The sequence below is a fragment of the Paenibacillus vietnamensis genome (genome assembly GCF_020169515.1).
GTDB classification, from domain to species: domain Bacteria; phylum Bacillota; class Bacilli; order Paenibacillales; family Paenibacillaceae; genus Pristimantibacillus; species Pristimantibacillus vietnamensis.
Genome location: NZ_JAHMHW010000001.1, coordinates 110,850 through 124,407, shown reverse-complemented (window position 1 = coordinate 124,407; position 13,558 = coordinate 110,850). Strand labels below are relative to the sequence as shown.

Below are 13,558 nucleotides of genomic sequence, written 5' to 3'. Positions count from 1 at the left end.
TAATATTGATACTAACCTTCTTTCCGGAGCAGAAGCCCTTCCGTTCTCTTACGCAGCTTTCCGGACAAACCCATAATCACCGTTCTAACCAACAGATTTGTCAGAATGATTATCGTTGACATTGCTGCCGCAGGAGCAATATCACCCGAATCCTCCAAATTAACGATAGCTACCGAGGCAGGCTTCAAGTCAGGCGCATACAGGAAGATAACCGCCGATACCGTCACCATGCTGTTGATGAAAAAGTAAATGAATATTTCCAAAATCGTCGGCAGTGAAAGCGGCACGGTTACCCGAAGCAGCGCCTGGTACCAAGGCACGTTCATCGATTCCGATGCAGCCTCAAATTCGCTGTCCAGCTTCTTCAGCGACGAAGTCATGGTCAGGAAGGAAACCGAATAGAAATGCACGATGTTGCATAGAATGACGATCCAGACGGTACCGTAAAGCCCGTTCAAGGGTTGATTCGGATTGTTGAAAAAGAAAACGTAAATGAGACCCAGCACCAGTCCCGGCAGAGCTAACGGCAGCATGGACAGAAAATAAGAGGTATGACGCACAACCGGACAGGCGCGCGATTTCTCAATGAGATACGCGAGCATAAAGGTAGCCAAAGTGCCGATTATGGCAGTGCCTAACGAAATGATCAGGCTGTTCGCGAACGGTCCCGCACCTTCGAATAATCCTTCATAGCGGGAGAAGGAAATAGACAGGCTATAAGGCCATACTTTCACCAGGGATCCGTAAACTGCGACGAGAAAAATTCCGAGAATGATCGCCGACACGGCGGAGCAAAGCGCATAGAACAAAGCATCTCTCCGCCTATTCCCTTCTATCCGGTAAGGCGTCGATTTTGCACTCAGCCACCCGCTTTGTTTGCGCTGGGAAATGCGGTCGACAACGAACGAAACAACGGCCGGAATAAGCAGCAGCACACCGACGGCGGCACCCATCTGCATATTTTGCTGACCGATAACCTGCTTGTACAAATCTGTCGCAAGGACGTTATACTGACCTCCCACGACCTTCGGAGCGCCGAAATCCGTAAACGTCAGAACAAAACAAACGAAGACGGTACTGATCAGCGTGAACTTCGTGCCGGGGACGGTTACCGTCCAAAACGTACGCCATTTGGAAGCGCCGAGCGACTCCGCCGCTTCATACAACCGGTAATCGGCGCTCTTAAGCGCAACCGCCAACATCAGGTACGCTTGCGGAAACGTAAATAGCACTTCCGAGAAAACAATACCTACCGGTCCGTAAAGCGGAATGCGAAGCTCAGGCAGCAATCCGAAGAAACCGGTCGAGATAAGCCCTTGATTGCCGAACAAATAGATCAGTGCAAGTCCGTGCAGCATGGATGGCGCGAAAAGCGGCAGCAGCGCAACGGACCTGAAAAACCATTTCCCCTGGATTCCGCTTCTCTCCAACGCATAGGCAAACCCGAAGCCGAGCGTCACGGCAATAAATGTCGTCATCGTCGATACTTTGATGGAATTCCATAGCGAAGCAACCAGGGCAGGCGTCGAAAAATAGTTGGCGAAGTGGGCCAGTCCGACAAACCCGCCTTCTTGGTCGGTGACCGCCTTCATCACAAGCTCCCCGAGCGGTAGAAGGATCGCGATCAGCAGCGCTGCTGTCATCGTGAGCATAACGATATTTTGACTCCAGGAGCCGGCATTCGGCCTGATTCGTTTTAACCAGATGTTCATATTCATTGGTCCCTTACTGAGCAGCTGCTAGATCGGCTGTAGAGTCAAACTGAATCACATGCTCGGGAGGGAAAGCGAAGAAAATCTTCTGGTTCATCCTGATCTTTAAGGAAATCATTGATTCTGCCGGCACATCGATGACAACGAACTGCTGAAGCGGCGCATCCTTCATACCCAGAAGCTCCGCAACGAGTCGATAATGAGCCCCCCGATACTCTAGCTCCCGCACGACACCTTGCTTTCCTTTCTCATGATCTTCGCGTACCAACTGGACATTCTCCGGACGGATTGCAAGCGCAGCGCCCCCGTGCTTATTTTTGTCCATCCCGATAAAGTTGACGGCACCGATAAAATCTGCGACGAACGGTGTTCTAGGATTTTCATACACTTCATTCGGTGTACCGACCTGAATAATACGCGACTTGTTCATGACCACAATGCGGTCGGCCATCGTCAGCGCCTCCTCCTGATCGTGCGTCACCATGATCGTCGTCATGCCGAACTGACGGTGCAGACGGCAAATTTCACGCCGCAGTTTGACGCGAACCTTGGCATCCAGCGCGGATAACGGCTCATCGAGCAGCAGACAATCCGGCGAGAACGCCAGCGCCCTTGCGAGAGCGACCCGCTGCTGCTGGCCTCCCGACAACTGTGCAGGAACTTTGTGACGCTGCTCGCCCAGCTCCACCAATCCAAGCAATTCCTCCACCCGGTCGGCTATTTGAGACTTGGACAGGCGGTTGCGCAGCCCGTAAGCAATGTTCTCTCCGACCGATAGGTTGGGAAATAGCGCATACGATTGAAACATCATGCCGAAGTTTCGTTTCCCTGCCGGTACGGCGGTAATATCTTTTCCTGAAATCTCCAATTTTCCGCGGTCTGCTTTTTCCAATCCCGCCAAGATACGCAGCAGCGTCGTTTTGCCGCAGCCGCTTGGTCCCAAGAGACAAATGAACTCGTGTTTTTTAATATCCAAATGAATGTCCTGCAGCGCCGTTTGCTTCCCGAAATGCTTGGCAATACCTCGCAGCGATAGATAACCTGGCTTCATAACAACTGCCCCTTTATTTTGGCTCCGCCTTGGATCCGTATTTCTTCTCCCATTCCGCAAGGATGGCATCGCGATCGCGGGCAGCTTGATACAAATCAAGCTTCGCCAGCTGGGATACCGGATCTTGGTTGTATCCTTCGGGCGGTTTACCGCCCTCCTGCTTGATGCTCAAGATCGCGTAATTTTTGTTGTATTCCTTCATCGGCTCGTCGCTGATCGCCCAATCGAGGAACAATTTCGCTTCCGGCTTGATTTCTCTTTTCTTCACAAGAGCGTTCGCTTCCATATCCCAGCCGGAGCCTTCCTTAGGGAAGATCACTTCGACCGGAGCTCCTTTTTTCTTCTCTACAATCCCGCTATATCCATAAGAAATGCCAATCGCAGCTTCACCGGATGCAGCCATCTTTGCAGGCTTAGAGCCGGAGTGCGTGTACACCATCATGTTTTCATGCAGCTTGTCCATGTACTGCCACGCCTTTTCCTTCCCGTAGAGCTGATTGAGCGCGTTGACCGTCAAATATCCGGTGCCGGAGGAGGCCGGATGCGGCATCGCGATCAAGCCTTTGTATTCCGGCTTTGCCAGCTCCTCGTAAGTCCGGGGAATCGTCAGCTTGCGTTTTTCCATCTCCGCCTTATTGACGATGATCGCCGTCTCCCAAATATCGATGCCAACCCATTTCGGCGGATTCGCTTTATCCTTGAACTCGGGCAGTACCCGCTCTACCCCTTTTGGGGCGTAGGGCTCCAACATTTTCTGATCATCCATGATTAGCAGACTCGTTGCAGCCAAACCCCAGATAACATCAGCTTGAGGATTATCCTTCTCAGCAATCAGCTTCGCGGTCATGATTCCTGTTGAATCGCGAACAATGTTGACCTTCACATTCGGGTACTCAGACTTGAAGGAAGTGAGATAAGTCTCGATCTGTTCCTCTTCCATCGCCGAATATACGTTGATTTCGGCCGGCTTACCGGCCACTGCACTTGGAGACGATCCCTCCTGCTTTGCGGCACCGCATCCTGCCAATAAGCCTGTAACGATCAGCATGGCCGCCACCGGTTTCCATTTAAAATTGATATTCACAGTCTGTTCTCCCTTTTTTTAAATTTATTATTCAAAATGAATTTAATTTACATATTTCCCTCCCCACTTTATAACCTCCAACATGAATCGTACAAAAAATATTGTACACTCAATTCAAAAGTGTAGTGTCAAATGACTGTAAACCGAACATAAATATTATGTAAAAGGCATGTTGACATCTTAAATCGCCTTCATTGCCGTCTTTTTGCTATAATAGAAAAATAGATTCAAAAAATACTGAACATAAGCATCGAGTTCTATATAGGTAAGGGGAGTGAACAAACCGTGTCCCAAAGCGAGGAAAGCGCTGAACGGCGGCTGCGCATCAGAAAAAATATGATCGAAGCCATAGCGGATACAATGGATTTATATGGAGCCACTCATTCGTCAGGTCAGTTGTACGGCATTATGTTCTTTGAGAACCGGCCGATGACACTCGACGAGATGAAAACTCATATGAATATGAGCAAAAGCAATATGAGCTACGCCGTAAGATCGCTCGTTGAATCCCGGATGGTCAACAAGCTTGACGAAAAGCAGGATCGAAAAGAGCTTTACGCCGCGGAAACCGATTTTTTTCGTGCGTTTCAGCACTTCTTCTCTCATAAGCTTCAGCGTGAAATCGATGTTATGACTGACGCTGTCGATCAGGCTTTTCCCGAGTTAACTGATCTCATCCTGGAGGAACATATTACCGACGAGGAACGGAAGCTTGCGCTTCAGGATCTGCATAAGCTCCGGCATGCGAAGAAGTATTACGAGTGGCTGCAGCAGTTTGTCGATGCCCTGCGCCAAGGCGAATTTTTCAAAGATGACCCGGCCTAATAAAAAGAGATCCGTTGCATAAAACAGAAACAGCAGTCCAAGGACTTTTTTCGTCCATGGCTGCTGTTGTTTCGTTGTTGAAGTCAACGATCTGTTTATACAGTTTTTCCATTTGAGTATGACCCTTCTCGCTTACAAATGCATCATCACTCGTTTGCCGGCTTTCGTTCATGAACGCGCAACTTCGAGCACGTCCCAATAGGACGGCTTTGGATTTTGCTCCTTGTCAAAAAGGAACGGCCAATTTTTCCTTCCTCTCACCGGAAAGTTATCCAGCCAGGTATAGTCGTCCGCCGCTCCCCAGAAGGTCACCGACGTAATATGTTCGCTGTATTCCTTAAACAACCGGAAAAACTGCTGATAGCGCTCGGTTTGCCTTACAATCATCTCCGGCGTCGGCGCCAGCAGATCGGTACGACGGTCCTCGTGCTTAAATACGGATACATCCAGCTCCGTAATATGCAGCTTCATGCCAAGGCTTGCGTATCTTTCGATCGCATTGCGAATGTCGTCCATGGACGGACGCTCCAAATTCCAATGCGCCTGCAGCCCGATCCCGTGAATCGGCACGCCTTTTTCCTTCAACGATTTTGCCAAAGCATAAATTTTTTCCCTTTTTTCGGGCACGGACTCGTTATAGTCGTTATAAAACAGCAGCGCATTCGGATCCGCTTCATGCGCATATTCAAACGCTTTGGCAATAAATTCCTCGCCTGCGATGTCGAGCCACTTGGACGGACGCAGCAGCTCGCCGCCGGCGTCGGACACCGCTTCGTTCACGACATCCCAGGCATAAATCTTTCCCTTATACCGTGTAACTACCGTTTCAATATGGGACTTCATCCGCGATAATAGCGTTTCGCGGTCGACGGAGCCGCCGGAGCTGTCCTCGAACACCCAAGCCGGCGTTTGATTGTGCCAGACAAGCGTGTGGCCCCTGACCGCCATTCCGTTTTCATCCGCAAACGCCATCAAGCGGTCCGCATTCTCAAACGTATACTTGTCTTCGGCAGGATGCAGACGTTCGAACTTCATTTCGTTTTCGGCCGTTACACTGTTGAAATGATGCACTAATAGCTCGCGCTGCGTAACCAGAGTAGTAGGATTTACTGCCGCCCCTATCAAAAAATGCTCTTTGAACGCATCATGCAGACTAGCAGATTCATCAAAGCGGGAATTGACCATTTCTTCGTTAGCCTCCTCTTCCTATGCCTCGCTATAAGGTTAAAGCAGTTATCGATAGCTCTTCTTTATACCAAGTGTAGTGCTTCCAAGCATGGGTAACAACCTGTCTAATTATAGAATATACCTAGCAAATTATACTTTTCCTCATCCGGGGAAGAGCTTTTAACGACTATTCCAAAGCCTCATATTGAAACCAGTCAAAATGAGCCGGCGATTCGCACTTGGCGCCGTTGCCCGTCGCGTACAGGGCGAACATAACGCCTGTGAAGCCGCCCGCCACTTCCGTCGCGAGAAGCGATGTCTCGCCGCTTCCGAACCAGAACGGCGTTCCGATGCCGTTTGAGAACCCGAACGTATACTGTTCCCGGACCGCTTTCACGTGCAGCACGATCGAATCGGAAGTCCAGGGGGCTTCATTCTCGATCTTCTGCAGGCTGCCGATTTTTCTCCGGAAAATAATCTTACGTTCGCCGGCGATACGGGTCACCGCAAGCTCGTAATGGAAGCGGTCGTTCATGTAAACCGCAATTCCGGCTTCTTCGCCGTCCCGCTGAGGCTCAAACATCATATGTGCAGACACGTCGCAATTAAAATGCTGCTGTCTTCTCGCGACAAACGCAGGCGCTCCAATCTCATTCAAGGTCGTCTCGCTGCCGCGCAGCGTCAGGCAGCTCTCCTTCTCGCCAAGCGACCACAGCTCCGGATCCGATCGTCGCATCGTATTCCAGCACGGAGCGAGAGCCGCCCCGTCAAAGTCGTCCTTAGACGGAGGCGGCGCCGCGGGCTGCAGCGGAAGATTGCCTGTCGGCATCGTCTCGCTGACGGTACCGTTATCGCCGATCGTCGGCCAGCCGTCTTCCGTCCAGGTGACAGGCGCAAGAAACGTTTCTCTGCCGATGTGGTGGCGCTTCGGATAGCCGTGAGGCCGGATGCCCAAAAATACGGCCCACCAATCGCCGTCCGGCGTCTGGACGAGATCGGCATGACCGGTCGCATGAATGGACTTGAGCAGGCTGCGGTGGGTCAGAATCGGATTGTGCGGGCAGCTCTCGAACGGCCCGTCCGGACGCTCGCTCCTTGCTATCGTCTCCATGTGGCCATATTCGGTGCCGCCTTCGGCCATCATCAAATAATACCATTTGCCAATCCGGTAAATATGCGGAGCCTCCGGGTACTGGCCGCCGGTCCCTGACCACAGGAAGGTTACGTCAGTGACCCGTTTGCCCGTCTTTAAGTCGATCCGGCTCTGATAAATGCCGGGACCGCTGTCGCCGTTAGCGGACGATGTGAAATAAACCGTACCGTCTTCATCGAAGAACAGGTCGGGATCGATGCCCGGATGGTCGACGAAGAACGGGTCGGACCATTCCCCGCACGGATCATTCGTATGCACGAAGAAATTGCCTCCGGCCGTGACGTTCGTGGTCACCATATAAAACGTTCCCTGATGCTCACGGATCGTCGGCGCGAATATGCCGCCGGAGCTTGGCGCGCGGCTTAGATCGAGCTGCTCAGGCCGTGTCAGGACATGGCCAAGCTGCGTCCAGTTCACAAGATCCTTGCTGTGAAAGAGCGGAACGCCGGGAAAATACTCGAAGGAGCTGGTTACCAGGTAATAGTCGTCTCCTGCCCGGCATACGCTCGGGTCCGGGTGGAATCCGCTGATCACCGGATTTTTGTAATTCATTGTCAGCACACTCTCCTCAGCATCACATATGGCATCAGACAAGCTTTTCATAACGGAAGTAGTCGAAATCGGCATATCCGCCCGTTTGCTTCGTGGCATAATTGTAAAGCCCGAACCGGTAGCCCATAAAATGCTCCAGCTTATATTGCAGATGCAGCGGCTCGCCGATCGAATGCCAGACTTCGCCATCCGAGGAATAACGGAAACGGGCAATGTCTTCCCGGTCGCCGTTATCGAATTGGAACTCGATTTGTAAATAAATCCGATCGCCCTCATACCGGAAGCGCTCAACTGCGATTTCGCCTTCGCCGCCTTCCGCTCTTCCGTTCACGCACATCGCTACGTACCGGCCGCCGTCATCCTCGACTTGAATGCAGACCGAGCCGAATACATACTGCAGCGCCGCCAGCCCTGCACGGTCGCCCGGCTTCATATTGGAAATTTCCATAACCGTCGTTCCGGCGCATGCCGGACCTTCCGTGCGCTGGGTCAGCGTATTGCGGGCAAATTCGACGCTATGAGTCACATGCGATGTCGTTAGGCGCAAATGCCCCGGACGCTCCGTGACCGACCATTTTGTGTTGTCCGGGTTATGATTCCATTGCCAGTTAAGCGCAAGTCGATTCGTTTTATAATCGAATTCGTCGCTAATAACAAGCGGCTTCGGCGTCGTGCCTGGCAGCCTTACTTCAAAGGCCTTCGGCGCTTTTCCTTCGGCGCCGAACACCGGCCAACCGTCCTCCCATGCAACCGGAAGTACGCAAGGAATGCGGCCGACGGCTCCGTGATCCTGGAACAGCATGGCATACCAATCGCCGTCCGGCGTATCGAAGATGCCGCCCTGCGCAACACCGTTGTTGCGGTAATCCATCCGGTCATCGAGCACGATTTTGTGCTCATAAGGGCCAAGCAGATGACGCGAACGGTAGCACAGCTGTCTGCGGCGCTTATTGCCAACGCGCGGCCAATCGATGAAGAACAAATAATAGTAGCCGTTTATTTTGTAAGCATGACAGCCTTCGGCTCGCAGCATAATCCCGTCCCTGTCCGTCTCTAGCAGCAGCTGATTGATGCCGTCCGGCTTCAGGGCTGTTGCGTCTGCCGTCAGCTCCGTGATACGAATGTCGCCGTTGCCGTGAATCACGTAGACGCGTCCGTCGTCGAACAGCATGCTCGGATCGTGCTGCAGCCCCCCGATCACGAACCGCTCCCATTTTCCATTTTCGATATCTTCCGTCCTGTAGACGTAGAACCGCTTCATATCGTTACTGGAAAAACACACATAGAACAGGCCGTCATGATATCGCAAACTCGCGGCCCATGATCCCGCGCTGTAGATGCCTTTGCCGTTCAGCAAATTGTGCGCATCGTTATCCTCTAACTTATCGAATACATAGCTCACAAGCTCCCAATTCATCAGGTTCTCCGACTTCATAATCGGGCAGCCGGGCATCGAATGCATGCTTGTACTGACCATGTAGAAGGTTGTTCCTGCCCGGATGACGCTGGGATCCGGTACGTCCGCCCATATAATCGGATTTGTAATCGTCGTCGTATTCATCTTTCATTCCCCTTCCAAAGTCTAACCGACGATGCCTGTTCGCTCGATACTTTCGACAAAGTAACGCTGAACGAACAAATAAATAATAATGAGCGGTAAAATCGCGAGCAAAATCCCCGTATCCTGCACCATACTCATATAGAACGGATCAGCTTTGGACGCATCTCCGCCTTCGAGCTGTATCGCCAGATTGTACGGCAAGGACGACAGTTGTGTAGATATGACTTTACTCGAGGTTAAATAAGTCGTCGTAAAGAAGCTGTCGTTCCACTGCCATACGAACGAGAAAAGCGTCGTCGTAATGATGGCCGGCACCGCGTTCGGCAGCATGATGCGGGTGAACGTAGTCCCGACCCCGGCGCCGTCGATGTAAGCCGCTTCCTCGACCTCTTTTGGGATCCCTCTGAAAAATTGCCGGAAGATAAAAATATACAGTCCCGCTTTAAGCGAATTCGCCGTCAGCGACGTGAGAATAAACGGCCAGTAAGAGTTGAGCAAATTAACCGGCTTTCCGGCAAGAAGAGGAATCAGCCCCATTAAGGTGAAGTCCTTCAGATTCAAATAAATCGGGATGAGTATCGTCGTCGGCGGCACGAGTATCGTCAAAATAACGCCTGCAAACAGCAGGTTGCTTCCTTTGAATTTCAGCCGGGCAAATCCGTAACCGGCGAGCGCGCAGGAAACCGCAGTCAAAATCGTGGTCGTCGTCGAAAGCAGAAAGGTATTGACCAGCGTTTCCCAATAATCCATAATCCGGATCGCGTTCATGAAATTATCCAGCGTATAATGCTCGGGAATCCATACGACGATCGGCGAATAGAGATCCTTTTTGTCTTTAATGGCCGTCGAGATTTTCTGAAGGATCGGGTACAAGATTACGAACGATAATCCTGCGATCAGCGTCAGCCGGACGAATGACCAAAGCCAGCGCTTCCAGCTTTCTAACGATAACAATTGAGAAACGGGCATCGCTTGCACCCTCTTTCTATTCGTGATAAAAGACTTTTCTCGATACAAAATAAGTGCTGATCAGCAAAATGACGGTAATCGCGAGAAAGTAAATCCATGCCATCGCCGAGCTGAGGCCAAAGTTAAATTTGCTGAAGCCCGTCTCGCGGATCAGGTCCGTCAGCGCATTTCGCGAGAACGAATCGATAATCGTATAGATCATGTTAACCAGAATAAGCGGGCTGACCATCGGAAACGTAATTTTCCAGAAAGCTTCATAGCCGGTAGCCCCCTCCATTTTGGAGGCTTCATACAGCTGAGGGGAGATCGTCTGAATGCCGGCAAGGAAAATCAGAATTTGGACGCCGGACTGGCTGACGATCTGGTAGATTCGATCTACCGCCCCCGTCAAATAAAGCACGATGTTTTCGTTCACGCCGGCCTGCAGCATCATTCTCGCCAGCTCAAAGCTTCCGAAAGCGTTCATAAAGCCGGAGCCCGCATTTTGCTCATTAACGGCCTGGACCAGGCTGGTGCTCTCGAGCGTCATAATGATCCCCGAAGCCAGAATAACCGGCAAGAAAAAGATAGACCTGGCAACGGCTCTGCCAATAAACTTCTGGTTCAGCAGCACCGCCAGAAACAAGCTGAATATGACGATCAGCGGAACGTTAACGACCATATTCACAATCGATTCCGTCAGCGTTCGATTAAAGCTTGTGTTAACCGTCAAAGCTTCCAAATAATTCGCCCAGCCGATGAATGAAACCGTGATGCCTTGCGCATTGGCGGTAATGGAGCTGAAGCTGTACCGCAACGAAGTCAGTAACGGAATGAAGAAGAAAAATATAAATCCAAGCAGCCAAGGCAACACATAGGCAAAGCCCCACAGCGCCTTCTGCTCCGCATACGTCCTTTGCTTCATGACGAGCTTCGTTAAGGATTTCATGATTGTCCACCACCCGTTATATAGCTCTCGGCTTCGATCGTTTTGCCGTCCGCCGTCACTTGCGAACGGTTGTAATTCACAATGACGTACAAGCCGTTCTCATAAACCGTTTTGAACACGCCTTCGCTCAGCTTCTCGTGCCCGGCAATCCGCTCGCCCCGGACCTGCTTCAGAACGTCGTTCACTTCCTTATAGATCTCGGCTGCCTGATCGATCCACAGTTCGTAATTGACGGCATACAGAGTGTCATACTCCGAATCTTTCACCTTATGGTTAGGAGCATAGATCCACTCAAAGTACACGCCCGCTCCGTATTCCAGATTTTTAAGCACATACTGCTTCGCATTGGTATAAGTGGAAAGATTGTATGGCGCCCCTGTGTAATCAATAAACCCTCGAACAACCATTTGGTAAAAAGGAATTTCCTCATCCTCGATTTTAAATTTGCTGTTCGACATCGGCGCGTTCGTAATGTCCGTCAGGAATGGAAGCGCATAGGCATTTCCTCCGTCCGCCATCAGCTTGAGGTCCGCTTCGTGAAGCTTGTTCAGCGATTGGACGGAAATCCCCTGGGATTCCGCACGGTCGATTTGGTTGTTTTTGCGAAAGTCGCTGTTCAATTGACCCGCCAGGTCCCGCAGCGAAATGCCGCCGGTCTGGTAGCCGGCAAAGTCCTTCAGCACGGAATCGACGTATTTGCCTGCCGTTCTTGGCGATACGACATAGGACGGCGATGCGTCTCTGTCACGCCTGTTTATCGCCAGGTCAATCGGATAAAGCGCTGCCGGAACTTCTCTTAACGTCCGGGAAGCTTCCTTCTTCTCGTCGAATCCCGAGCTTGAAAGTGCGGTCAGAACGGCAACGTCGGGATAAAATGATATGCCCTGATTGCCCGCAAACGCTGCAAAGCTTCGCAAGCCTTTGCCGCCTCCGATCTCCCGGTCGACCGTCAGGTTATCCGGTACCTCGTGATCATACCCGTTATTAAACCAGCCGGAATACTTCAGCTTGATCTGCTTAATATCGCGCTGCTGCATTTGAGTCACAATGCTTTGCGCTTGCTTGAATGTCGTCAGCGGCTCAAGCGCCTGATACGGAACTCCCGCGAACAGCTTCTTCCTGCTGATGCTTCCGATCAGCTGCAGATAAAACGGGGTATCCCCAGAATCTTTAACAGCTTCGTGCTGAGGAAGACCGTTGTTTTGCTTCAAATATTGCTGATAGTACTTTGCCAAGCCTTGATAAGAAGCGTCTTCGCCGCCCAGAAAAGCATAACGGACCGTGAAGTCGGTTTTCATCGGATTTTCCTGGAACGCCGGCAGCGTGCGCTGCTGTCCGTTCGCATCCAGACTTAAATCGCCCTTGTTCAATACGGTAAAGCTAGGGTAGACGTAGTTGTAGCTGTTCAGCCTTCCGCTGACATCGGCGTTGATAGTCGCAACGGCTTCCCCTTCCTCAATAATGCCGAGAAACGCGCCGCCCTCGCGAATGATACCGAATACCGGCAGCCTGGCCTCTTGCGTTCTTACCGCATTTTCGGCCGTTTCCATCGTCAGATCCGTTCCGTATACCTGCTGCTGATAGGCCGGATATTTGGTTTTTCCATTGTTAAAGTGTATAAGCGCTCCCGAACCGTCCGGTACAAGAATCGAGCCCTTCGCATCCGTTCCGCCGGCTCCAAAGAAGCTCAGGAGCGAAATCGTGTTCACAGGGTATTCCTCGGGATAACGGATGCCGGATACCGGAACCTTGGCAACGAGGCTGTCCCCATCCAGCACATATTCAATCGAGGCCTGGAAAATCCGCGGCTCCGGCTTCGTCTGATCCAGATTGTTTTCGGCGATATCCGCGACCAGATCCTCCTCGGTATAGCCTGCGTCCTCGAACGCCTTGAGCGCCCTCTCAAGCTGTATTCCCTTCAGCGCGCCGTCGTTTCTTACATAAACCGAATTTTCTTTGTCCTCGGTATAGGCGATTTTTAAGGCACGTTTCCCCGTATTATCCAATTTGCTCAGCACATTTTGTTCAAAACGGGCTTTGCCGATCTTCATCGGCATGTCGTCCATCGTTTTGGCGCTCGTTCCGAACTGATAAGACACCTTTACGCCGTTTGGCATTTCCTCGAATTTCACTTGCTTGTGAACGACGCTGTCCGAATAGGAATTGACCGCATTTAGCTGACCGAACAAATTGTAAAAATCGAGCTTTAATTGAGAAGATAATACACCTTTGTTAACCCCTGCGGCTAACGGATCCGTATCCCGTTCAGGCGGATTGCTGTGCCATATTTCCCCGCTTTGCTTATGAATAACGGCAACCGAGCCCGTCTGCTCGTCAACGAACAATCGAAGGCTGTTATTCTCAGTGATCCCTTTCATGCCGGCCAAACGGGCATCCGTGAAGGAAACGTTCAAAGCCTTTCCTTGACTAAAAGCCTCGGCAAGCTCTTCGCCGTCAGCCGGTTGAATGGTCTTGCTTCCATCGGCGCATCCGGCAATAAGCAGCACGGCCATTAAACCTGCGATCAACGAAACGTATTTATGAGGTACGCTCATC

The 13,558-nt window shown here is 51.4% G+C and carries 10 protein-coding genes; 1 reads left to right on the top strand and 9 read right to left on the bottom strand.

Translation table 11 applies throughout. The annotated features are described in order from the left end of the window. Positions 1-11: 11 nt before the first annotated feature. Genes KP806_RS00485 through KP806_RS00475 form a run of 3 tightly spaced genes read right to left on the bottom strand, consistent with a single transcriptional unit; the run spans position 12 to position 3,811 of the window. Positions 12-1,712, bottom strand: coding sequence for a putative 2-aminoethylphosphonate ABC transporter permease subunit (locus KP806_RS00485; RefSeq protein ID WP_224721596.1), 1,701 nt, complete (start codon positions 1,710-1,712; stop codon positions 12-14). Positions 1,713-1,725: 13 nt separating this feature from the next. Beyond that, positions 1,726-2,763 carry an ABC transporter ATP-binding protein gene (locus KP806_RS00480; RefSeq protein WP_224721595.1) on the bottom strand — a complete coding sequence of 346 codons (1,038 nt, stop codon included), beginning with the start codon at positions 2,761-2,763 and terminating at the stop codon, positions 1,726-1,728. Between the two features lie 13 nt (positions 2,764-2,776). Continuing rightward, positions 2,777-3,811 (bottom strand): putative 2-aminoethylphosphonate ABC transporter substrate-binding protein, encoded by a 1,035-nt coding sequence (locus KP806_RS00475; RefSeq protein WP_263575544.1) that lies wholly within the window; start codon positions 3,809-3,811, stop codon positions 2,777-2,779. Between the two features lie 372 nt (positions 3,812-4,183). Between KP806_RS00475 and KP806_RS00470 the strand changes: the two genes are divergently transcribed. Continuing rightward, positions 4,184-4,672: a GbsR/MarR family transcriptional regulator gene (locus tag KP806_RS00470; RefSeq protein ID WP_263575543.1), complete on the top strand. Its 489-nt coding sequence runs from the start codon at positions 4,184-4,186 to the stop codon at positions 4,670-4,672. 168 nt (positions 4,673-4,840) lie between these two features. Here the strand turns inward: KP806_RS00470 and KP806_RS00465 are convergent, their stop codons facing one another. The 6 genes from KP806_RS00465 to KP806_RS00440 all read right to left on the bottom strand — a co-directional run bounded on the left by KP806_RS00465 (position 4,841) and on the right by KP806_RS00440 (position 13,557). Then, on the bottom strand, positions 4,841-5,857 hold the full coding sequence (locus KP806_RS00465; protein ID WP_224721593.1) for an endo-1,4-beta-xylanase: 1,017 nt from the start codon (positions 5,855-5,857) through the stop codon (positions 4,841-4,843). Between the two features lie 169 nt (positions 5,858-6,026). Beyond that, positions 6,027-7,544 carry a glycoside hydrolase family 43 protein gene (locus KP806_RS00460; RefSeq protein WP_224721592.1) on the bottom strand — a complete coding sequence of 506 codons (1,518 nt, stop codon included), beginning with the start codon at positions 7,542-7,544 and terminating at the stop codon, positions 6,027-6,029. A gap of 34 nt (positions 7,545-7,578) precedes the next feature. Beyond that, positions 7,579-9,105 carry a glycoside hydrolase family 43 protein gene (locus KP806_RS00455; RefSeq protein WP_224721591.1) on the bottom strand — a complete coding sequence of 509 codons (1,527 nt, stop codon included), beginning with the start codon at positions 9,103-9,105 and terminating at the stop codon, positions 7,579-7,581. Between the two features lie 21 nt (positions 9,106-9,126). Further along, complete coding sequence (locus tag KP806_RS00450) at positions 9,127-10,074, bottom strand: carbohydrate ABC transporter permease (protein WP_224721590.1); 948 nt, start codon at positions 10,072-10,074, stop codon at positions 9,127-9,129. Between the two features lie 16 nt (positions 10,075-10,090). Then, entirely contained in the window at positions 10,091-11,002 is a 912-nt protein-coding gene (locus tag KP806_RS00445) for a carbohydrate ABC transporter permease (protein WP_224721589.1), read from the bottom strand. Then, positions 10,999-13,557, bottom strand: coding sequence for a DUF5696 domain-containing protein (locus KP806_RS00440; RefSeq protein ID WP_224721588.1), 2,559 nt, complete (start codon positions 13,555-13,557; stop codon positions 10,999-11,001). Before KP806_RS00440 ends, KP806_RS00445 begins: the two co-directional genes overlap by 4 nt. Between the last annotated feature and the right edge of the window lies 1 nt (position 13,558).

Bases quoted from the DNA above. Each gene is read 5' to 3' on its own strand.
- KP806_RS00455 (WP_224721591.1), bottom strand. From the start codon at position 9,105: ATGAATACGACGACGATTACAAATCCGATTATATGGGCGGACGTACCG.
- KP806_RS00440 (WP_224721588.1), bottom strand. From the start codon at position 13,557: ATGAGCGTACCTCATAAATACGTTTCGTTGATCGCAGGTTTAATGGCC.
- KP806_RS00475 (WP_263575544.1), bottom strand. From the start codon at position 3,811: ATGCTGATCGTTACAGGCTTATTGGCAGGATGCGGTGCCGCAAAGCAG.
- KP806_RS00460 (WP_224721592.1), bottom strand. From the start codon at position 7,544: ATGAATTACAAAAATCCGGTGATCAGCGGATTCCACCCGGACCCGAGC.
- KP806_RS00480 (WP_224721595.1), bottom strand. From the start codon at position 2,763: ATGAAGCCAGGTTATCTATCGCTGCGAGGTATTGCCAAGCATTTCGGG.
- KP806_RS00485 (WP_224721596.1), bottom strand. From the start codon at position 1,712: ATGAACATCTGGTTAAAACGAATCAGGCCGAATGCCGGCTCCTGGAGT.
- KP806_RS00470 (WP_263575543.1), top strand. From the start codon at position 4,184: ATGATCGAAGCCATAGCGGATACAATGGATTTATATGGAGCCACTCAT.
- KP806_RS00465 (WP_224721593.1), bottom strand. From the start codon at position 5,857: ATGGTCAATTCCCGCTTTGATGAATCTGCTAGTCTGCATGATGCGTTC.
- KP806_RS00450 (WP_224721590.1), bottom strand. From the start codon at position 10,074: ATGCCCGTTTCTCAATTGTTATCGTTAGAAAGCTGGAAGCGCTGGCTT.
- KP806_RS00445 (WP_224721589.1), bottom strand. From the start codon at position 11,002: ATGAAATCCTTAACGAAGCTCGTCATGAAGCAAAGGACGTATGCGGAG.